At 71.6% G+C, this 20797-nt stretch carries 13 protein-coding genes; 2 read left to right on the top strand and 11 right to left on the bottom strand.

Annotated features, from left to right (window positions below; genetic code table 11):
* Positions 1-4: 4 nt before the first annotated feature.
* The 11 genes from N4G63_RS24495 to N4G63_RS24445 form a co-directional block, all read right to left on the bottom strand.
* Positions 5-1210 carry a glycoside hydrolase family 5 protein gene (locus tag N4G63_RS24495; RefSeq protein WP_260789593.1) on the bottom strand — a complete coding sequence of 402 codons (1206 nt, stop codon included), beginning with the start codon at positions 1208-1210 and terminating at the stop codon, positions 5-7.
* Positions 1207-2967, bottom strand: a complete 1761-nt coding sequence (locus tag N4G63_RS24490; protein WP_314600257.1) for a family 43 glycosylhydrolase — start codon at positions 2965-2967, stop codon at positions 1207-1209. Before N4G63_RS24490 ends, N4G63_RS24495 begins: the two co-directional genes overlap by 4 nt.
* Entirely contained in the window at positions 2964-4418 is a 1455-nt protein-coding gene (locus tag N4G63_RS24485; RefSeq protein ID WP_260789591.1) for an MFS transporter, read from the bottom strand. Before N4G63_RS24485 ends, N4G63_RS24490 begins: the two co-directional genes overlap by 4 nt.
* A 123-nt stretch (positions 4419-4541) precedes the next feature.
* Positions 4542-5900, bottom strand: a complete 1359-nt coding sequence (locus N4G63_RS24480) for a GH1 family beta-glucosidase (protein ID WP_314600256.1) — start codon at positions 5898-5900, stop codon at positions 4542-4544.
* A gap of 86 nt (positions 5901-5986) precedes the next feature.
* A complete protein-coding gene (locus tag N4G63_RS24475; RefSeq protein ID WP_314600255.1) occupies positions 5987-7369 on the bottom strand; it encodes a GDSL-type esterase/lipase family protein in 1383 nt (460 codons plus the stop codon).
* Positions 7366-10029 carry a glycoside hydrolase family 95 protein gene (locus tag N4G63_RS24470; RefSeq protein ID WP_314600254.1) on the bottom strand — a complete coding sequence of 888 codons (2664 nt, stop codon included), beginning with the start codon at positions 10027-10029 and terminating at the stop codon, positions 7366-7368. The genes N4G63_RS24475 and N4G63_RS24470 overlap by 4 nt, the downstream gene beginning before the upstream one ends.
* Positions 10030-10057: 28 nt before the next feature.
* Positions 10058-11704, bottom strand: coding sequence for a DUF5597 domain-containing protein (locus N4G63_RS24465; RefSeq protein ID WP_314600253.1), 1647 nt, complete (start codon positions 11702-11704; stop codon positions 10058-10060).
* A 2-nt stretch (positions 11705-11706) separates the two neighbouring features.
* Positions 11707-14685, bottom strand: coding sequence for a TonB-dependent receptor (locus N4G63_RS24460; RefSeq protein ID WP_260789587.1), 2979 nt, complete (start codon positions 14683-14685; stop codon positions 11707-11709).
* 134 nt (positions 14686-14819) lie between these two features.
* On the bottom strand, positions 14820-16142 hold the full coding sequence (gene xylA / locus N4G63_RS24455) for a xylose isomerase (RefSeq protein WP_314600252.1): 1323 nt from the start codon (positions 16140-16142) through the stop codon (positions 14820-14822).
* Between the two features lie 30 nt (positions 16143-16172).
* A complete protein-coding gene (gene xylB / locus N4G63_RS24450; RefSeq protein ID WP_260789585.1) occupies positions 16173-17675 on the bottom strand; it encodes a xylulokinase in 1503 nt (500 codons plus the stop codon).
* The gene (locus N4G63_RS24445; protein ID WP_260789584.1) at positions 17672-18913 is read right to left on the bottom strand and encodes an ROK family transcriptional regulator; all 1242 of its coding nucleotides are present in this window, start codon (positions 18911-18913) and stop codon (positions 17672-17674) included. Before N4G63_RS24445 ends, xylB begins: the two co-directional genes overlap by 4 nt.
* Before the next feature lie 248 nt (positions 18914-19161).
* Here N4G63_RS24445 and N4G63_RS24440 point away from each other — a divergent pair, with 248 nt between their 5' ends.
* Positions 19162-19671 carry an Lrp/AsnC family transcriptional regulator gene (locus tag N4G63_RS24440; protein WP_260789583.1) on the top strand — a complete coding sequence of 170 codons (510 nt, stop codon included), beginning with the start codon at positions 19162-19164 and terminating at the stop codon, positions 19669-19671.
* Positions 19672-19792: 121 nt separating this feature from the next.
* Positions 19793-20722, top strand: coding sequence for a helix-turn-helix transcriptional regulator (locus tag N4G63_RS24435; protein WP_314600251.1), 930 nt, complete (start codon positions 19793-19795; stop codon positions 20720-20722).
* Positions 20723-20797 lie beyond the last annotated feature (75 nt).

Below are 20797 nucleotides of genomic sequence, written 5' to 3'. Positions count from 1 at the left end.
ACGCTCAGCGCCCGGCCTCGACGATGGCCTTCAGCAGGCCGGGATGGGCCACCCGGCCGCTGGCGCGGTCGAACAGGCCCATGCCCTTGTTGCCGGTGACGCCGTTGTCCCAGTACACCGGCACAAAGCCGCGGCGGCGCGCGGCCCGTGTGACATGGGCGTTCCAGGCCTCGCGAAAAGCCTCGGCGCCGGCGATGGCCGGCTTGGCGATGACGCCGTACTCGCCAATCATCACCGGCAGGCCGGCGTCGGCATATCGGGACTTCATCTTGTCGAACTGGGCGTCGACCCAGGCCTCGTCGCCCCAGCTGTCCTTGGCCTGGCGGTCGGTGGCCGTGGCCCCCCATTGCCACAGCGGGCTGGCCTCGTCGATGGTGAACTTGTAGGGGTCGTAGTAATGCACCTCCAGCATCAGCCGGCCGGGCGTGCTGTCGCGCGGCACGCGAAAGTGCCTGAGCGTGTGGCCGATGTCGGTGTTGTAGCCCTGCACCACCAGCACGCGACTGGCATTGCGCCCGCCGGTGGCGCGCACGGTGTCGACGAAGAGCTGGTTGTAGCCGTTCTGCACCGCCACGTACTCGCTGGTGGGCGGGCTCCAGTCGTGCTCCTTCATCACCTCGTTGGTGCCGGCAAACAGCAGGCCGTCGTCGTGATCGCGCAGGTGGGTGGCAATCTGCGTCCAGAAGCTGGCCAGCCGGGCGCGGGCGCCGGCCTCGGCGGCGCGGGTGGGCTGCAGCCAGCCGCCGTCCCAATGGGTGTTGACCATCACCATCAGCCCGGCCTGGCGGGCCTGGGCCACCACCTCGGCCACGCGGGCCAGCCAGTCGGCGCGGATGCGGTCGCCGGCATCGGCATGCTGCTTCCAGGCCACCGGCAGGCGCACGAAGCGAAAGCCCGCCGCGGCCACCGCCTGCAGCAGCGCCGGCGTGGTGCGGGCATTGCCCCAGGCGGTTTCGCCGCCGATGGCCTCGAGCGCGTTGCCCAGGTTCCAGCCCGGGCTCAGCACGGCGGCCAGCGTGGCGGCGTCGCGCATCGGCGGCTGCGACGCGGGTGCGGGTGCGGGTGCGGGTGCGGTTGCCGGCCCGCCATCGGCCGCCCACGCCGCCAGGCCGGCCGCGGCCGGGGTGGCGGCCAGGGCCTGCAGCAGTTGGCGGCGCGACAGCGGCGCGGGGCTAGAGGGCGGTGGGTGGTGGGGCATGGGGTCGCTCATTCGTCCAGTCCGCGGTAGGCAAAGCGGTTCAGCCGCACCGTGCCCGGGCCGGCGGCAAACACCGCCAGGCGCAGGCTCAGAAAGCCGCCGAACACGTTGTGGTGCAGGCCCGAGACTTCCATCTGCCAGGGGTGGCGCTGCCAGGGGCCGTCGTCGAGCGCGCAGTCGAAGCGCAGCACCTGCTCGCGGCAGCGCATGCGGATGCGCACCCGGCCCACCGGCTGCCCGGCCGCGGCCGGCACGCGCATCCAGGTCTGCTCTTCGCCATAGCCGTAGGTGCGCTGGCCGTCGCGGCCATAGGCCACGGCGGCATGGCCGCGTTCGTTGTAGTACAGGCCCAGGCCGGCGTGGCAGCCGGGGCCGGCCTCGGGCGGCAGCGTGAAATCGAGCTCGGCCTCGAAGGCGCGGTCGCCCTGGATGCAGGTGAGCGGCGAGCAGTCGGCCAGCGCCCGGCCCTTGCCGGCCAGCAGCAGGCCGCCGCCCGCGGCAAAGCGCAGGCGCGCGGCCTCGTCGCTGCCGGGCGCGGCAAAGCGCCACTGGCGGCCCAGCACCGGGCCGGCAAAGCGGTCGGACAGCGGCGCGCCGCCCAGCGCGGCCGGGGCCATCACCATGGTCTTGGCCTTGGCGGTGGTGGCGGTGGTGGCGGCGGTGGCGGTGGTGGCTGCGGTTGTGGCGGCGGTGGTTGTGGCGTTGGCGGGCACGACCCTGGCCGCGGGCAGGGCCGGCGCGCGCGGCTTGGGCAGGGCCTGGTCCAGCGCGCCGCCGCGGGCCTCGAGCCAGCCGTCGCGGGTCCAGCGCACGGGCTCCAGCAGGGTTTGTCGGCCCAGCGTGCGCCAGCCGTTCTCGTAGCCGTGGTAGACCATCCACCAGTCGCCGCCGGGGCCTTGCAGCACCGTGGCATGGCCGCGCGACCACCAGGGCTCGCTGGCCGAGCGGGTGCGCACGATGGGGTTGTGCGGGCAGTCCTGCCAGGGTCCGTGCACCGAGCGCGAGCGGGCCAGCGTCACCATGTGGCTGGTGGCCGGGCCGGCGGTGCCGCCCACCGCGCTGACCAGGTACAGCCAGCCTTCGCGCCAGAACAGCTTGGGGCCTTCGGGCGCGAACATCTCGACCACCCAGTCCTCGGGATAGCGCCAGGGCGTGCAGGCCGGCTCCAGCGGGCCGTCGGTGGCCAGGCCGTCGTCGCGCAGGCGCACGCGGCGAAAACCGTTGACGAACAGGTAGCGCCGGCCGTCCTCGCCCAGCACATGGCCGGGGTCGATGGCGTCGGCGATGCCCAGGTCCACCGGCGCGCTCCAGGGGCCGGACATGCGCTCGGCATGCACCACCCAGATGCTGCTGCCGCCCGGCGCCATCACCGGGATGTAGATGAAGAACCGACCGCCGTGCTTGACCAGATCGCAGGCCCACACCGAGGCCTGCGGCAATATCGGCCGCGGCAGCGCATGGGCCAGCGGCGTCCAGTTGACCAGGTCGCGCGAGTGGTGGATCTCGAGGCCCGGCGAGGCATCGAAGGACGAGAAGGTGATGTAGTAGTCGTCGCCGTCGCGCAGCACCGTGGGGTCGGGGTGATCGCCGGCCAGGATGGGGTTGCGGTAGTGGCCGTTGCCCAGGTCGGCGCGGCGCTGGCCCTCGATGCCGCGGCCAAAGCGCGGTGGCGCGGCGCCGCTGGCGGTGGCCCCCTCGGCCGGCAGCGCGGCCCAGGCCGCCGGTGCCAGCGCGGCCGAACGCAGCATGTGGCGGCGGCGCAGGCTCATACCGTGCCGCGCCGTGCTTCGAGCGCGCGGCGGATCTCGTGCATGCGCGCCTCGGTGAGCTGGAAGCGCAGGATCACCACCAGCGCGATCGCCAGGCCCAGCACCGGGATGCCCGACAGCATCACGCGGATCAGCCAGATGGCCTCTTCGCTTTGCGCCGGCAGCTTGGCGTCAAAGCCGGTGGCCTGCAGCAGAAAGCCCGAGGCCAGGTTGCCCAGCGCGATGCCGGCCTTGCTGATCCAGCTCTGGCAGGCCGCAAACGAGCCTTCGCGGCGCTGCTCGGTCTGCAGTTCGTCGTGGTCGATCACGTCGGCCATGGCCGAGCCGTAGATCGTCCAGAAGCCGGCGCCGGTGAAGGCCACGCAGCCGCTGGCCAGCAGCTGCAGCCAGGGCAGCGCCGGGTTGTAGAAGAACCAGTCGCCCACGAAGGCGGCCATGGCCAGCAGCAGCACCGTGGCCAGTGCGTTGCGCTTGCCGAAGCGCCGCGCCAGCCGGCCGGCGAACGGAATGCCCAGCAGGCCCATCACCATGCCCGAGATGCCCATCAGCGAGTTCCACTTGGCGCCCTCGGTGACATTGCCGCCGCACACGTAGTACACCGTGGCGTAGTAGCCCAGCAGGCCGACCATGGCGGTGGCCATGCCATAGGCCAGCATGGTGCCCAGCAGTGCGCGGAAGGGCCGGTTGCGCAGCGTGCGGTAGAGCGTGTCCTTGAACGGCACGCGCTGGTAGGTGCGGCTGGCCACCTGCTGGTAGTAGCGCTCGCGCACCAGCATGAACATGGCGATCGACAGCACGATCATCACCGCGCCCAGGATCGTGGTGTAGACCTGCGCGCCGCGCAGGATGTCGGGCTTGCCCTGCTCGTCGTGAAAGATCGCCAGCGTGGTGAACTGCGCGGCCACGAACATCGCCAGCTCGGGGATCTTCTGCACCGCGTTCTTCACCGACATCACGCTGGTGCGCTCGTGGTAGTCGGGCGTCATTTCCGAGCCCAGGCTGACCCAGGGCATGTTGAAGCAGCTCATCACCGGCACGTACAGCACCAGCGACACCACCATGAACCAGAAGTACTGCTGGTCGCTCCAGCCGCGGCCCACGGCAAACATCAACGGCAGGCCGATGCCGGCCAGCACCCCGCCCACCAGGATGAAGGGCCGGCGCCGGCCCCAGCGCGTGCGGGTGTTGTCGGACAGCCAGCCGAACAGCGCATCGGCCGCCGCGTCGACGAAGATCTTGATGCCCAGCGCGGTGGAGATCAGCCCCGGCGCCATGCCCAGGCCCACGTTGAACACATGGAAGGCCAGCGACTGGTACAGCCAGTGGCCCCACATGTCGAGAAACGAGCCCAGGCCGTAGCCCAGCTTCTGCGGCATCGGCACGCGGTCGGCGGCCGCGGTGGGCGGCATGGCGGCCGGTCGGGTGGCGGCGGCAAGGCTGGCGGTGGTCATGCGGTGGGCCGGTGGCTGGGTGGAGGGGGCGGGCCGGAGGGATCGGGGCGGATCGTCTCGGGCAGGGCGAGCGGGGCGAGCGGGGCGAGCGGGGCGAGCGGGGTGAACGGGGCGCGGGCCGCGCTAGACGATGCGGCGCTCGCGCATCACCTGCGCGTACCAGTGCGCCGACAGCTTGGGCGTGCGGCGCTGCGTGGCGTAGTCGTTGTGCACGATGCCGAAGCGGCGCTGGTAGCCGTCTTCCCACTCGTAGTTGTCGATGAAGCTCCACAGGAAGTAGCCGTCCACCGGCACGCCGTCGGCGATGGCGCGGTGCACCTCGCGCAGGTGGTTGCGCACATAGTCGCGGCGGTGCAGGTCGAACACCTGGCCGTCGATCACCGGCTCATCGTCGTAGCCGCAGCCGTTCTCGGTGATGTAGATCGAGCGCTGGCCGTACAGCTCGGCGCACAGGCGCGGCGCCCAGTAGATGGCCTGCGGCATGATGTTCAGCCACGGGCTGTCGGCACGCGGGTAGCGGGCCGGCAGCGGCAGCTGCTCGTAGGCTTGGCCGTCGCGGCCGGCGCGCACGAAATGCGCGGTGTAGATGTTCAGGCCCAGGTAGTCGGTGGGCAGGCTGATGCGCTCGAAGTCGCCCGCCTGCACCTGCGGCGCGGCGGCGCCGGCACGGGCCAGGTAGGCGTCGGAGTAGCCGCCCTGGTGGATGGCCCCCAGGATGTGCGCATTGCGCTCGGTGAACCAGGCGCGCGCCGCGGCGATGTCGGCCTCGGTCTCGGTGACCGGCACGCACACGTCGCAGTTGTCGGTGAGGCCCACGGTGGCGCCGGCGCCGCCATGCTCGCGCACCGCGCGCACCGCCTCGCCATGGGCCAGCAGCGCGTGGTGGATGGTCTGGCTGACCACCGCATCGCTCTCGCGCCGCCCCGGTGCCTTGCTGCCGATGCCATAGGCCAGCCAGGTGAAGCAGCGGATCTCGTTGAGCGTGATCCAGTGCCGCACCTTGCCGGCCAGCGAGCGCACCACCGTGTCGGCATAACGCGCAAACGCGGCGACCGTGGCGCGCCGGGCCCAGCCGCCGCGGTCTTCCAGCGACTGGGGCATGTCCCAGTGGAACAGCGTGACCCAGGGCGTGATGCCATGGCGCACCATGCTGTCGATCAGGCGGTGGTAAAAGTCGAGCCCGGCGCTGTTGAGCGCGCCGTCGCCATCGGGGTAGATGCGCGGCCAGGCGATCGACAGCCGGTAGTGGCGGATGCCCAGCGAGGCCATCAGCGCGAAGTCGTCGTCGAAGCGGTGGTAGTGATCGCAGGCGATGTCCAGCGTGTCGCCGTTGTGCACCTTGCCGGGCTGGCGGGCAAAGCGGTCCCAGATGGACTCGCCCTTGCCGTCGGTGAAGGCCGCGCCCTCGATCTGCGCCGAGGCGGCGGCCACGCCGAAGGTAAAGCTCGGCGGAAAGGGGCTGGAGTAGGTGAGGGTGCTCATTCAGGACAGGCGGGTCGGGATCGCAAAAGGGGGGCGTTGTCGGGGCGTTGCCGGGGCGTTGTGTAGGCGGGCGAAGGGGGCGCGGATCAGGGCGCCATCAGCGTGCGCAGCACCGGCAGCAGGCGCTCGGCCCACAGCGCATAGCCGCGCTCCGACAGGTGCAGCAGATCGGGCAGCAGCTCGGTGGACAGCGTGCCGTCGGGGTTGGTCAGGGCGCTGTTGACGTTCAGGAAGTGCACCTGCCGGCCATCGGCCAGGCGCTCGATCAGCGCATTGATCTGCTCGTTGCGCTGGCGCATCGCGGCATCGGGCCGGGCCTCGCGCGGCAGGATGGCCAGCAGCAGCACCCGCGCGGCGGGCAGGCGCTGGCGGATCTCCTGCAGCACCCGGGCCACGCCGGCGGCGGTGGCGGCGGCATGGTCCATGCGGTCGCCGGTGTTGTTGGTGCCGATCAGCAGCGTCACCACACGCGGGTTCAGGCCGTCCAGCGCGCCGTTCTGCAGCCGCCACAGCACGTTCTCGGTCTTGTCGCCGCCAAAGCCCAGGTTCAGTGCGCCCAGCGGCGCCAGGTGGCGGTTCCAGGGGCCGCGGCCGGTGTCCTCCCAGCTCTGGGTGATCGAGTCGCCGATCATCACCAGCTGCGGCCCGCGGCCTGCGGCCAGCATGGCGCGCGCCTCGGCCAGCTTTTGCTGGTGGCGCGGCAGCCACCAGCCAAGCGACCAGGCCTGGTTGAGCGGCTCGGGTGTGACGGTCTGCGCCTCGGCGCTGATGCAGGGCTGCGCGGCCAGGCCGGGCACTGGCGCCGCGCTCAGGCGCACGCGGGCCACGGCCACCTCGCCGGCGCCGTTGCCGTCCAGCGTGACGGCCGGCGTGGCGCCACGCCAGTCGTCGCCCTGGCGCACGAAGCAATGCAGCGGAAAAGCCAGCGTCTGCCAACCACGGCCGGCCAGCGCGCGCGATGGCAGCACCTGGTTGAGGCGGCGGCCGCAGTGCTCGCCGCAGGACAGGCCGATGTGCAGGCCCCCCTGGGCCATCTCGGCCACCTGGATGTCCAGCACCAGCTGGCCGCGGGCCAGCCAGGGGCCCAGGTCGAGCGGCACCGGTGACTCGAAGCGCAGCGCTGCGTACCAGGTGTCGCGAAAGTGCAGGCTGACTGCATCGGCCTCGCCAGGCGCACCTGCTCCTGCATCGGCACCGGCACCCCCATCCACACCGCCCCGGGCCTGGCGGCGCGCCGGGCGGGCGCCCACCACGCTGGCCGGCTGCTGCGCCGTGGCGCCCTTGGGCACCTGCACGGCCTGGCCCTGGTAGGCCACGCGGCCCTGCGGATCGGCCACCAGCACGCGCCAATGCGCGCCCGGCTGGCCATTGAACACGGTGAGATCGGCGGCCGGCGCCGCGGCGCAGGTGCTCATGGCGCCGCTGAGGGCGCCGGCGGAGATCAGGCGGGTCATGGACAGCAGGTTCATCGGGCAGGCCGTGCGGGCAGCACGCTCGGGTGGGCGCCCAGCAGGGGCATCAGGTTGCGCTGCTGGCCGGGGCGCAGGCGCAGCGCCACCACCCGCTCGCCCAGGCGCACCCGGACCTCGCGGGAGGGCATCGGCACGGGCCTGGGCATGGCCATGGGTGTGGGCATGGTGCTGCCCGTGGCCGTGGCCAGGCCGGCCACCGGCAGCGCCCGCAGCCGCGCCGTGTGCAGCCGGCCGGCGCGCCAGGCGAGGTCGAGCGCATAGCCGCCGCGCGCGCGCAGGCCGCGCACCGCGCCGTCGGGCCAGGCCGCGGGCAGCGCCGGCAGCAGGTGCAGCGCGCCGTCGTGCGACTGCAGCAGCATCTCGGCCAGCGCCGCGGTGGCGCCGAAGTTGCCGTCGATCTGGAACGGCGGATGCGCGTCAAGCAGGTTGGGGTAGGTGCCGCCGTGGTTGTTGCTGTCGGTGCCCGGGCCGCCCAGCGCCGCGGTGCGCGCGCCCGGCGTGGCCAGCAGGCCGCGCAGCAGGTGGTGGGCATGGTCGCCATCGTGCAGCCGGGCCCAGAAGGCGATCTTCCAGGCCATGCTCCAGCCGGTGCCGCCATCGCCGCGGCCCTGCAGCGTGCGGCGCGCCGCGGCGGCCAGCGCCGGCGTGCGCAGCGGCGTGATCTGCCGGCCGGGGTACAGGCCGAACAGGTGCGAGACATGGCGGTGGGTGTCGGTGGGCGTGTCGAGCACCGGGTGATCGGTCTTCTCGTGCAGCCACTCCAGCACCTGGCCCCAGCGGCCCACGCGTGGGGGCGCCAGGCCATCGCGCAGCCGGGCCACCTGGTCGCGCAGCGCGCGGTCGTCGGCGCTCAGCGCGCTGCCCAGGGCCTGGGCGGCCTGCAGCGTGTTGTCGAACAGGTCCCAGACGATCTGCTGGTCGTAGGCCACGCCGTCTTCCACCGGGCCATGCTCGGGCGACCAGCCATCGGGCACCACCCAGGTGCCGGCCAGCGCGCCCAGCGCGGCGTCGTCGGGCAGGCGCTTGAGGCGGTCGATCCAGAACTGGCACACCTCGCGCAGCACCGGCCAGGCCTCGCGGTGCAGAAAGCTGGCGTCCTGCGTGAAGGCCCAGTGCTCGTAGAAGTGGCGGGCGTACCAGGCGTTGCCGGTCTGGTTCCACAGGTAGCCCATGGCGCCGAACGGATTGGTCTCGGTGCGCAGCGCCCAGCCGCGCACGGGCCGGCCCTCGGCCGTGAGAAAGGTCTGCGGCGGCGGCATGAAGCTTTCGCCCCAGGGCGGGGTTTCGGCTGGCAGGGTGCCGCGGCGTGCCTGCTCGGCGGCCTCGGCCACGGCACGGCGGTACATCGGCAGCTGGCTTTGCACAAAGCCATGCAGCGGCCGCGCCAGCTCGGCCAGGCCGGTGGGCTCGGCCGGCCAGTAGTTCATCTGCAGGTTGATGTTGCTGTGGTAGTCGCTGTTCCACGGCGGTGTGAGGCTGTCGTTCCACAGGCCTTGCAGATTGGCCGGCAGGCTGTTGCGCGAGCTGGCGATCAGCAGATAACGGCCGTACTGGGCGTGCAGCGCCTCGAGCTCGGGGTCGCGGCCGTCGGCGGTGTAGGCGGCCAGGCGCTCGGCAGTGGGCAGGCTGCGGCGCGCGGCGGCGCTGCGCCCCAGATCGAGCTGCAGGCGGCCAAACAGCGCCTGGTGGTCGCGCTGGTGCTCGGCGCGCAGCCTGGCCAGCGGGCGGGCCGCGGCCGCCGCCACCTGGGCGGCCACGCGGGGCGCGGGTGCGTCGCCCAGGTACTGCCGGGCGGCATCGGGCACGTACGAGGTGCCGGCGCCCAGCACCAGGGTGAGCGAGTCGCAGGCCTCGAAGCGCAGCACGGCGCCGCCCGCGGCGTCGTGGGCCAGCTGCAGCCGGCCGCCCTGGTGCCGCGCCTGCAGCCGGCTGGCATAGCGCAGATCGGCCGGGTTGGGGGCATCGCCGGACGGCCGGCCATCGGCCTCGGGCCGCACCCAGCCGGCCAGCGTGCCGGCCAGGTGCAGCTGGCCGCCCCCGGCCACGGCCTGCGCCGCGGCCATGGCGCCGTGCCGGTCGGCCAGCGCAATGCGGCCGCTCAGCTGGCCCGGCCGGCTGGCCGCCAGGTGCAGCACGATCACCTGCGCCGGGTGGCTGGCAAAGGCCTCGCGCGTGAACTGCACACCGCCCAGCGTGTAGCGCACACGGTGCAGCGCGCGGGCAATGTCCAGCTCGCGGCGGTAGGCCTGCACCGGCTGCTCATGGCCGTCGAGCGTGAGCAGCACGTCGCCGAAGGGCTGGTAGGCGCCCATGCGCCGGGCGTCGCCGGTCCACAGCGTGATCTCGTTGAAGGACACGCGCTCACGCCCGGTCTGGCCAAACAGCATGGCGCCCAGGCGGCCGTTGCCGATGGGGTAGGCCTCGCGCTCCCAGCCGGCCGGGGTGTCGGGCGCAGGGCGCGGCGCATGCAGCTGCAGCGCCGGCGCGGCCGCCGCCGCCGCGGGCACCAGGGCAGCCGCCGCAGCAGACAGCACGGCAGGCACCACGGCAGACAGCACGGCAGCCACCATGGCTGGCAGGGCCGGCGCCAGCGCGCTGGCCAGCCGCCCCAGGGCGCGCGCCCGTGGCGCCCGGCGCTTGTGCAGGGTCGCGATCATGGCGCGCCGGCCCGGGTGGCCAGGCCGCTCACTTCAGCCGCCCCATGCGCACGCGCAGCACCACCGGCGTGGCCGGCAGGTTGAAGCCGTGGTCGACCTGGTCGCCGTTCCAGCGCCGCTCGGCCACCCAGCGGCCGCGGGCATCGAAGCGGCCCTGCTCGGCCGACAGCAGCACGGTGCGTGCGCCGACATCGGTGGGCTCGATGCGCACGCGGCTGCGCTGGCCGACCACGATGAACTCGTCGGCGCCGATCTGCGCAATCGCCGCGCCGCCCTGCTTGCTGCCGGCCCAGGCCGGCGGCGCCACGTTCGGAAACCAGGCCTTGTCGCCGAACATCCATTCACCGAAGCTCAGGCGCGCCTGCCAGCCCTTGAGAGGCAGGCGGCGCTCGGCGCCGTCGTCGGGCTCGCCGGCGCCGGCGGTGCGGCCCTCCAGCGACCAGCGCGCCCACTGGCGCTGCATCGGCGCGAAGGCGGCAAACACGGTGGCGAAGGGGGCCACCATGCTGCGGTCGGTGGCCACCGCGCCCAGCGGCGCATTGCTGTAGGCAAAGTAGTCGATGCCGAAGGGCACCACGCCGATGGCGCCGCGGCCCAGGATGGCCCACAGGTAGCGGGCATAGGCCGGCGCATTGCTGATCTCGGGCACGAACAGCGCGTTGTCGGCGCGCTGGAACTGCCCCAGCGTGGCCTCGACCTTGGCCGATTCGGCCTGGTACAGGTCGGCGCCCACCACGTCGATGTGCGGCGCGGCGGCCTTGTAGATGGCGATCACCTCGGGCGTGGGCCCGCCTGCGGCGAAGTTGTTCTTCCACGGCAGCGGCGGCTGCTCGAGCGGGTCACGCAGCGCCGCGTTGACGTACATCGGCAGGTCGTACACCTGGCGGCCGGCGCGGGCCACGGCATCGATGTAGCGCGCAATGGCCCAGGCATGGAAGTACTCGTCGGCATAGTCGCCATACACCTCGCGCCAGTTGCCGCTGGCCGGGCGGCCGGGCAGCGCCGGCTGGCGCGCCAGCACCGCGGCCGGCACGACTTGCGCAAACGCGGCCTCGGCCTGGGGGCCGTGGTCGCGCACCAGGCCGTAGGTGCCGACCTCGTTTTGCACCTGCACCAGGATCACCGTGCGCCGGCGCGCATCGGTCTTTTTCAGATGCGCCATCAGCGCGGTGAAGGCGCGGCGGTCACGCGCCAGCGTGGCCTCGCCGAAGGGCGACAGGCAGTAGCTGGGCTTGCCCTCTGCGTCGCGCATCGGCGGGTAGCGCGCCGGGTCGAGCTTGACCCAGGCCGGCGTGTACTGCGCGCTGGTGTTCTTCCAGGTGGCAAACCACAGCAGCACCACACGCAGGCCACGCTGGCGCGCCTGGGCCAGCAGGGTGTCGACAAAGCGGAAGTCGAAGCGGCCGTCCTCGGGCTCGACCTGCTCCCAGGCCACCGGCACGGCCACGGTGTTGGCGCCCAGGTCCTTCACCGCCGGCCACACCTGGGCCAGCGCCGCCGGGTAGTTGCTGCTGTTGTGCACCTGGGCCCCCAGCATCAGGAAGGGCTGGCCGTCCACCAGCAGCGCGGCGCGGCCATCGTGCTGGGTCAGGCGCGGTGGCGGCGCGGCATGGCACAGCAGGACCGCCAGCCACAGGCCGGCGGCAAGACAGGAGCGAAGACCGGGCAGGCGCATGCTCAGAACTGGAAGTTGGCCTGCAGGTTGTAGCGGCGGCCGGTGTAGTTGACCGCGCGGGTCATCATGCCGATCTGCTGCTGCATCAACTGCCGGTTGACCTCGTTGGTGAGGTTGCTGACCTCGAGGCTGAGCTTGAGATGCTGGTTGACCGAGTAGCTGACGCCGGCATCGACCTGGCCGTAGTCGTCGCTCCAGGTGGGCAGGGCCCAGGCCACCGAGCTGCCATCGGCCAGGCGGCCGTCACTGCCGCGCGTGCCGTTCACGTTCACGCCCTGCAGATAGCGCGAGCGCCAGCTGTAGGCCACGCGGGCCGAGAAGTCGCCATGGTCGTACAGCAGCGCCAGGTTGTAGGCGTTGCGTGACAGGCCCTTCAGCGGCAGGTCGCCAAAGCTGCGGCCGTCGGTGTCGCAACCGTTGATGTTGAGGTTGAGGTTGTCGTCATTGCCGCTGGTGCCGGCGCAGTAGGCGCTGAACACGGGGTTGTAGAGCCGGGTCTTGCTGTCCACGTAGGTGTAGTTGGCCTGCACGCCAAAGCCCGACATCCAGCCCGGCAACATGTCGAGGTAACGCTGGAACGACAGCTCGACGCCACGCGCATGGCCCTTGGCGCCATTGACCGGCGCGGTGGTGGTGAACAGCAGCGCGTTGCCGCTGGCATCGCGCTGCACGCTGCTGGCCGTCTGGTCGACGATCACGTCCTTGAGCTGCTTGTTGAACAGCGCCACGGTGACCGAGCCGGTCTTGGCGAAGTACCACTCGGCCGTGATGTCGGCCTGGGTCGACTTGACCGGCCTGAGCATCGGGTTGCCATCGGCCGAGCCGGTGAGGTTGACGCGATCGATCACCAGCGTGCTGCCCTCCACATGGTTGGTGGTGCCCAGATCGAGCTTCGAGTAGGCCTGCAGCTGCGAGAAATCGGGCCGCGCAATGGCCTTGGCCAGTGCCGCGCGGAACTGCCACTCGGGCCCGGCCTTCAGGCGCAGGTTCAGGCTGGGCAGCACGTCGGTGTAGCTCTGCTCGGCCTTGATCGGGCTGCTGAAGCTGGCGATGGCCGGGATCGGCACGCCACCCAGGGTCTGGCCCGGTGCCAGCGTGGGCCCGTTGTTGGTGAACACCAGGTAGCCGTTGGCCTTGTTCTGGGTGCGCACCACGCGGGCGCCCACATTGCCGTCCAGCGGCGCGCCCCAGTCGGCAAAGTCGAAGCGCAGCTGGGCAAAGGCGGCCTGGGTGCGCTCTTTCTGGTCATTGGTGCCGGCCGGGTCGGTGCCGAAGCTGCCCGCCGTCCACGGCGAGCACACCGACCAGCCCTGCGCGGCCTGCAGGTCGGCGCACAGCGTGTCGTTGTAGCTGTGCAGGGTGGCATAGCTGCCGGGATAGCCCTTGGCCAGCTCGATGCTGGGCACGTACACGGCCGGCACGTTCTGGCCGCCGAAGAAGTTGTTGAAGCTGTGCAGCCGCACCGGTGCGTTGAAGCGCGGATCGTTCAGGTAGGCCAGGTCCTTGATGTTCCAGCCGCGCTGCCAGGTCTGGCTCACCGGCGACCAGTTGTAGTCGGGCACGCTCTTGGTGGTGATGGCGCTGCGCTCGGTCAGACGCAGACCAAAGCTCAGGTCTTGCAGCACCGGGTGGTCGAAGCTGAACTTGGCATCGCCCTTCCAGACCTTCTGCTCGGCCTTGGAGCGGTCTTGATGCTCCATCGTGAAGGCCCAGTAGTAGTTGGCCTTGTTGCCCAGCGCGGCCAGATCGCTGGCGTCGAACACCACGCGCGGCACCGAGCCGCTGAGATCAAGCGTCTCGCGCGGCATCAGCAGGCCGGTGGCCACGGTGGAATCGAAGGCCCGGGTGCTGGAGCGCACCAGCTGCACATCGGTGCTGAACGACCAGCGGTCGCTGGCCTTCCACTGCAGGTTCCAGCCGAGGTCGCGGGTGTTCGAGTTGCGCGTCATGTAGCGCGTGTCGGCACCAAAGGCAATGCCGCCATTGGTGGGGTCGCTCAGCGTGCCGGTCAGCAGCTGGCCGTTGGCGCCGTAGGTGGCGTTGGCCACGTTGATGCGCCACGGGTCCGACTGCGCGAACAGCGCGTTTTCGTCCCACTGCATCTTGTACTTCGACTCGAAGTAGCTCAGCGAGCTGCTCACGCCGCCGCGGCGCCACTGGGCGGCGGCGTAGAGGCCGTCACGGGTGCGCTCGAAGTTCGAGTCGCGCCACTGCGCGCCCTTGGGCACCCAGTGCGTGCCATCGAGCTTGTAGTAGGGCTCCACCTGCCACAGGTCGGTGCGCGTGGTGCTGACCGAATGCGCCAGGCTCAGCAGGCCGCCAAACTCGCCCAGGCCGGTGTTGACGCGGTGCGAGATCAGCGCGGTGGCCGAAGGGCTCCACTTCTTTTGCAGCGCGTTGTAGCCGGCCTGCAGCGAGCCGGCCAGCTTGAGGCCCTGGTAGTCAAAGGGCAGGGCGGTGCGCAGGTTGACCAGGCCGCCGATGGCGCCCTCGATCTGCGCGGCCGACGGGTTCTTGTAGATGTCCACGCCCGACATCAGCTCGGGCGGCACATCCTCGAAGTTGAGCGAACGGCCACCGTTGGCCGAGAAGGTGTCGCGGCCGTTGAGCTCGGAGCGCACCAAGCTCAGGCCGCGGATCATCACGCTGGAGCCTTCGACCGAATAGTGCTCGGGGTCGTTCTTGGCCAGGGTGCGGTCGATGGTGACGCCCACCACGCGCTGCAGCACCTCGGTGACCGAGCGGTCGGGCAGCTTGCCGATCTCGTCGGCGACGATCGAGTCGACGATCTCCTCGGCGTCCTTCTTGATCTTCTGCGCCGATTGCATGGCGGCGCGGCGGCCGGTGACGACCACGGTTTCGGCCTTGGCGTCCTTGGCCGGATCGGCGGCCGCCGGGGCTTGCGCCCACGCCGCGGCGCCGCACAGCAAGGAGGCCTGGGCCGCGGCCAGGGCCACGGCGGTGCGCTGAAGTCTGTTCATGTCGTCTCCTGTCGGTGACCGGCTGCATGCCGGCGTCTCGGGCCCAGGGCTGTGCCGGGCGCTTGCGGTGGAGCAGGCGCGTCAGTCGCCTGGCTGGGTTGTCTCCGGCATGCCAGAAGGGGCAGCGGGTTCGCTCAAAGGCCGCAGAAGCGGTTGACCAGGTTCTCCAGGGCTTCCTGGCGACCGGATGCCGGCGCGGTGTCGGTGTTGCCGGCCAGCACCTGCTCGGCCAGCTGGTCCAGCGTGCGGCGGCCGGCCAGGATGTCGCGGCCGGCCGGCGTGTCCCAGCCGGCATAGCGCGCATCCAGCGCGGCCTGCAGGCGCCCGTCGAGCACCATGGCTTCGGCCACTAGCAGGGCGCGGGCGCACAGGTCCATCGCGCCCACATGGCCGTGGAACAGGTCCTCGGCGTCAATCGACTGGCGGCGCACCTTGGCGTCGAAGTTCAGGCCGCCCTGCCCCAGGCCGCCGGCCTGCACGATGTGGTACAGGGCCAGCGCCACCTCGGGCAGGTTGTTGGGGAACTGGTCGGTGTCCCAGCCGAGCTGGGCGTCGCCGCGGTTCATGTCGATGCTGCCCAGGATGCCCAGCGCCGCGGCGGTGGCGATCTCGTGCTCGAAGCTGTGGCCCGACAGCGTGGCGTGGTTGGTCTCGATGTTGACCTTGACCTCCTTCTCGAGGCCGTGCCGGGCGAGAAAGCCGTAGACCCCGGCCACGTCGAAGTCGTACTGGTGCTTGGTGGGCTCGCGCGGCTTGGGCTCGATCAGGATGGCGCCCTGGAAGCCGATCTTGTGCTTGTACTCGACCACCATGTTCAGAAAGCGGCCGAGCTGGTCGAGCTCCTGCCCGAGCCTGGTGTTGAGCAGGGTCTCGTAGCCCTCGCGGCCGCCCCACAGCACATAGTTCTCGCCGCCCAGGCGCAGCGTGGCGTCCATCGCGTCGCGCACCTGCAGCGCGGCCAGCGCAAAGATGGCGGGGTCGGGGTTGGTGGCCGCACCGCCCATGAAGCGCCGGTGGCTGAACAGGTTGGCCGTGCCCCACAGCAGCTTCATGCCGGTGCGCTGCTGGTGCTCGCCCAGCGCGTCCACCAGGCGCAGCAGGTGGTTGCGGCTGTCGCGCGGGCTGTCGCCCTCGGGCGCCACGTCGCGGTCATGAAAGCAGTAGTACGGCGCGCCCAGCTTGCTGAAGAAATCGAACGCCGCCTCGGCCTTGGCCAACGCCTGCTCGATGGCCGAGCCGCCCTGGAACCACGGCCGGTCGAAGGTGGGCAGGCCGAACGGATCGGTGCCCGGCCAGCAGAAGCTGTGCCAGTAGCACACGGCAAAGCGCAGCTGCTCGGCCATGGGTTTGCCCAGCACCATGCGCTCGGGCTGGTAGTGGCGAAAGGCCAGCGGCTCCTGGCTGTCGGGGCCACGGTAGGTGATGGGGGCGATGTGGTCGAAAAAGCGTGTCGTCATGGCGGGGGGGGTGCGGTGCGGTGCGGCAGCTCAGTGCCGCGGGATCGGACAGGTCAGCGGCTGCAGCCGCTGGTACAGCTCGCGAAACCGCTGCAGCCGCGGTTGCAGCCGGGCGTGGCGGGCGCTGTCGGGGCGGTGGCGGGCCAGTTCGGGCGGGCGGGTGCACACCCGGGCCAGATCACCGCCATCGGCCAGCCAGCCCAGGCGCGCGGCGCCCAGCGCGCCACCGGCTTCGCTGCCGTCGTGGCGCACGATGTCGACCTGCAGCGCGTCGGCGATCAGCTGCGCCCACAGCGGGCTGCGCGCGCCGCCACCCACCAGCGACAGCTGGCTCACCTCGGTGCCGGCGCGCTGCAGGGCGGCCAGGCCATCGGCCAGGCCGAAGGCCACGCCTTCCAGCACGGCATAGGCGCACAGCGCGCGCGAGCTCTGGTGCGTGAGGCCGAAGAACAAGCCGCTGGCAAAGGGGTCGTTGTGCGGCGTGCGCTCGCCCGCCAGATAGGGCAGGAAGGTCGGTGCGGCGTCCAGCGCCTCGGGCGGCAGCTCGGCCACCTCGGCCAGCAGCGTGGCCTCGTCGGCCGCGCCGCTCAGGCGCACGAACCAGCTCAGGCAGCTGGCGGCCGAGAGCATCACGCTCATCTGGTGCCAGCGCTGCGGCAGTGCGTGGCAGAAGGCGTGCACGGCCGATTGCGGGTTGGGGCGGTAGCGGTCGTTGACCACGAACAGCACGCCCGAGGTGCCCAGCGAGATGAAGCCATCGCCCGGCGCCACCGCGCCGATGCCGATGGCGCTGGCAGCGTTGTCGCCGGCGCCGCCGGCAATCGTCACCGTGTCGCCCAGGCCCCAGGCCCGGGCCAGCGGCGCGGCCAGGCGGGCGCTGGCCTCGTTGCTTTCCACCAGGCGCGGCAACTGCGTGCGGCTGAGGCCGCAGGCGGCGAGCAGGCCGTCGCTCCAGTCGCGCGCGGCCACGTCCAGCCACAGCGTGCCGGCGGCGTCGGACGGCTCCGAGACCTTGTCGCCCGACAGGCGCCAGCGCAGCCAGTCCTTGGGCAGCAGCACGCTGCGCACCCGCGCAAACAGCGCCGGCTCGTGCTTGCGCAGCCACAGCAGCTTGGGCGCGGTGAAGCCGGGCATGGCCAGATTGCCGGCCACGTCGTGCAGGGCCGGCACGCGCTGCTCGAGCTCGGCGCATTCGGCGTGGCTGCGGCCGTCGTTCCACAGGATGGCCGGGCGCAGCACCTGGTCGTCGGCGTCCATCAGCACGGCCCCGTGCATCTGGCCCGACAGGCCGATGGCGCGGATGGCGGCCCAGGCCTGCGGATGCCCAGCGCGCAGGCGTGCGGCAGCGCGCTCGGTGGCCTGCCACCAGTCGTCGGGCGAATGCTCCGACCACAGCGGCTGCGGGCGCGACACCGTCAGCGGCTCGCCCGCCTGGCCCAGGATGCGGCCCTGGTCGTCCAGCAGCAGCAGCTTGAGCTCGGAGGTGCCCAGGTCGATGCCCAGGTAGCAGCGCTCGGCGGCTGGGGCGCTCATGGCAAAGCTCCGTCGCCCTCGGCCAGCGCCTTGCCGCTGGAGGTGGTGGGGATCAGCGGACGGGTGAGCTTGTAACGCGCCAGTGCAGCGGCACCCACGGCCACGGCATCGGCGCCAAAACGGGCGGTCTGCACCACGGGAGGGGCCAGGTTGGCGGCGGCGGCGTAGTCGTTCAAGGTGTCGAGTGCGGGTTGGAGAAAGGGCTCGCCCAGCTCGACCACCGCCCCGCCCAGCACGATGCAGCCGGGGTCGTAGGCGCTGGCCAGGTTCTGCAGCAGCACGCCCAGGTAGGTGCCGGCCCAGCGCACGCTGCGCAGCGTGGCGGGGTCTTGCGCCTGCAGGCGGCGCTGCACCTCGGCCAGCGTGGTGCTGCCGGTGGCGTCGTCGGGGCTCGACTCGGGCACCAGCGCACGCGTGCCGATCAGGGCTTCGGCGCAGCCGCGGCGGCCACACGAGCAGCGCGGGCCGTTGACCTGCAGCACCATGTGGCCCACCTCGCCGGCAAAGCCGTGGCGGCCGGTGAGCAGGCGGTCGCCCACCACCACACCGGCGCCCACGCCCTGGTTGATGCTGACGTAGAGCAGCGGATCGGGCGCCGGCGCCGGCTGGAACTCGAGCTCGCCGAGCGCGGCCACATCGGCCTCGTTCTGCACGAACAGCGGCACCTCGGCCAGCGCGCTGCCCTGCAGGCGCGCCCGCAGCAGGCCGCCGATGGCCACATCGCGCCAGCCCAGATTGGGCGCGAAGGTGAGGGTGCCGCTGCTCTCGTCCACCCCACCGGGCAGGCCCACGCCGATGCCGATCACCTGCTGGCCGGCGGCCAGCTGGCGCCGCACCTTGAGCATCGCGGTGGTGAGCCCGGCAATGCAGGCCGGCGCACCGCGCTGCAGATCAAAGCCGGTGCCCACGCGCGCCACCACCTCGCCGGTGAGCGTGGTGGCCACCACGCGCAGCGAGCCGATGCCCACCTCGGCGCCCAGCAGCAGCAGGCGCGAGCGGTCAACAAACAGCGGCGTGGGGCGGCGGCCCAGGTCGCCGGTGGCCACCACCTCGCGCTCCTCGAGCCAGCCCTCGGCGATCAGCTCGCGGGTCAGGCCGCTGACCGTGGACTTGGTGAGCCCGGCCGCGGTGGCCAGATCGGCCCGCGACAGGCCCGGCTGCGCGCACAGCAGGCGCACCAGGGCCATGCGGTTGATGACCTTCAGCAACTGCTGGTTGCCGGTGGCTTCAGTGGCCAAGGCGGTGCTCCGGCAGGCTGGGCAAATGATCTGACAGCGTTGTCATTTCGGGCGTCAAACGAGCGCTCAAGGTCGATGGGGCCGGATATTAGTTCGGGCGGCGAACGAAAGAAGCCAGTGAAAACGCTTAAGGGCAAACCTGGGCGACAGGCCATCGCGGCGCCAGCCGAAGCCCGCCAGGCGAGGGCACACGGCTGCGAACCCGGCGCTTCATAGAATCACACGCCCTGAACGCCGGAGCCCGCGGCATGAGCCCCTTGTCACTTGACCGCATCGACGCCCAGCTGCTGACCGAGCTGCAGCGCGACGCACGCCAGACCGTGCAGCAGCTGGCCGACAAGGTGGGGCTGTCGTCCACTCCCTGCTGGAAGCGCATCAAGGCGCTGGAAGAGGCCGGCGCCATCCGCGCCTACACCGTGGCGGTGGACCGCAGCCGCGTGGGCCTGGCGCAGTGCGTGATCGCCGAGGTCAACCTGGCGCGGCACGAGGAGGCCGTGGTGCAGCAGTTCGAGCGCGCGGTGGCCGACTGCCCGCAAATCACCGGCTGCTGGGCCACCACCGGCAATGCTGACTACATCCTGCAGGTGCTGGTGCCCGACGTGGCCGGCTACGAGCAGTTTCTGCACCGCGTGGCCTTCAAGCTGCCGGGCGTGACCCATGTGCGCTCGAGCGTGGTGCTCAAGGAAGTCAAGTCCGGCGCGCCGCTGCCGATCGAGGCCGGCACCACCCCGACCTCGGGCAGGGGCGGCCGGCGCTGAGGGCGCTGGCCGGCACGCAGCACGCATAAGATGGCCCCATAACAACCGCCCGGGGAGGGCGAGCATGGGGCGCGAGGAAAGGCTGAGAACCATCAGCCAGTTGCTCAAGCTGCGGCGCAGCGTGCGACCTGAAGATCTGCAGCAACTGCTGGAAGTCTCGCGCGCCACCGTCAAGCGCGACATCCAGTACCTGCGCGACCGGCTCGACACGCCGGTGCGCTGGTGCAGCAACCGCGCCGGCTGGGTGCTGGACGGCGCCGTGCCGGCTGCGGGCCAGCAGTACGAGCTGCCGGGCCTTTGGTTCACCGCCGAAGAGATCCACGCCCTGCTGACCATGCAGCACCTGCTGGCCAACCTGGACGCCGGGGGCCTGCTGGGCAGCCACATCGAGCCGCTGATGAAGCGCCTGGGCCAGATCCTGGGCTCTGGCGCGCCGCCCAAATCGGACGTGGCCCGGCGCATCCGCGTGCAGACCGTGGGCGCCCGGCGCATCACCTTGCCCTGCTTTCAGGCCGCAGGGGGCGCACTGCTGCAGCGCCAGCGCATGGTGATCCGCTACCGCGGCCGCAGCCGGGCCGATATCTCTGAGCGCGAAGTCTCGCCACAGCGCCTGGTGCACTACCGCGACAACTGGTACCTGGACGCCTGGTGCCATTGGCGGCAGGCGCTGCGCAGCTTTGCCGTGGACGCCATCGAGACCGTGAATGTGCTGGAGCGCCCCGCCATCGACGTGCCTGACACCGAACTGGACGCCGTGCTGGGCGCCGGCTACGGCATCTTCGCCGGCCGCGATGTGCAGTGGGCGATGCTGCGTTTCAGCGCCAAGCGCGCCCGGTGGGTGGCCGCCGAACGCTGGCACCACCAGCAGCGCGGCAGCTGGGACGCCCAAGGCCGCTGGACGCTCACCCTGCCGTATACCGACCCACGCGAACTGGTGATGGACATCCTGCGCCACGTGCCCGAGGTGGAGGTGATCGCGCCGGAGGAATTGCGCGACGAGGTGGTGCGGCGCCTGCGGGCAGGGCTGGAGGGGATGGGGCTGGATGAATGATCAGGTGACCTGCGCCGGCCAGGTGCATGGGGTGAGCCTGGGGGTGGGCACAGTGAGGCTCAAGACAGGGAGGAA

Source organism: Aquabacterium sp. OR-4, assembly GCF_025290835.2.
Lineage (GTDB): Bacteria > Pseudomonadota > Gammaproteobacteria > Burkholderiales > Burkholderiaceae_C > Pseudaquabacterium.
The sequence above is the reverse complement of the archived record's forward strand: the minus strand, read 5'-3'. Positions and strand labels throughout refer to the sequence as shown.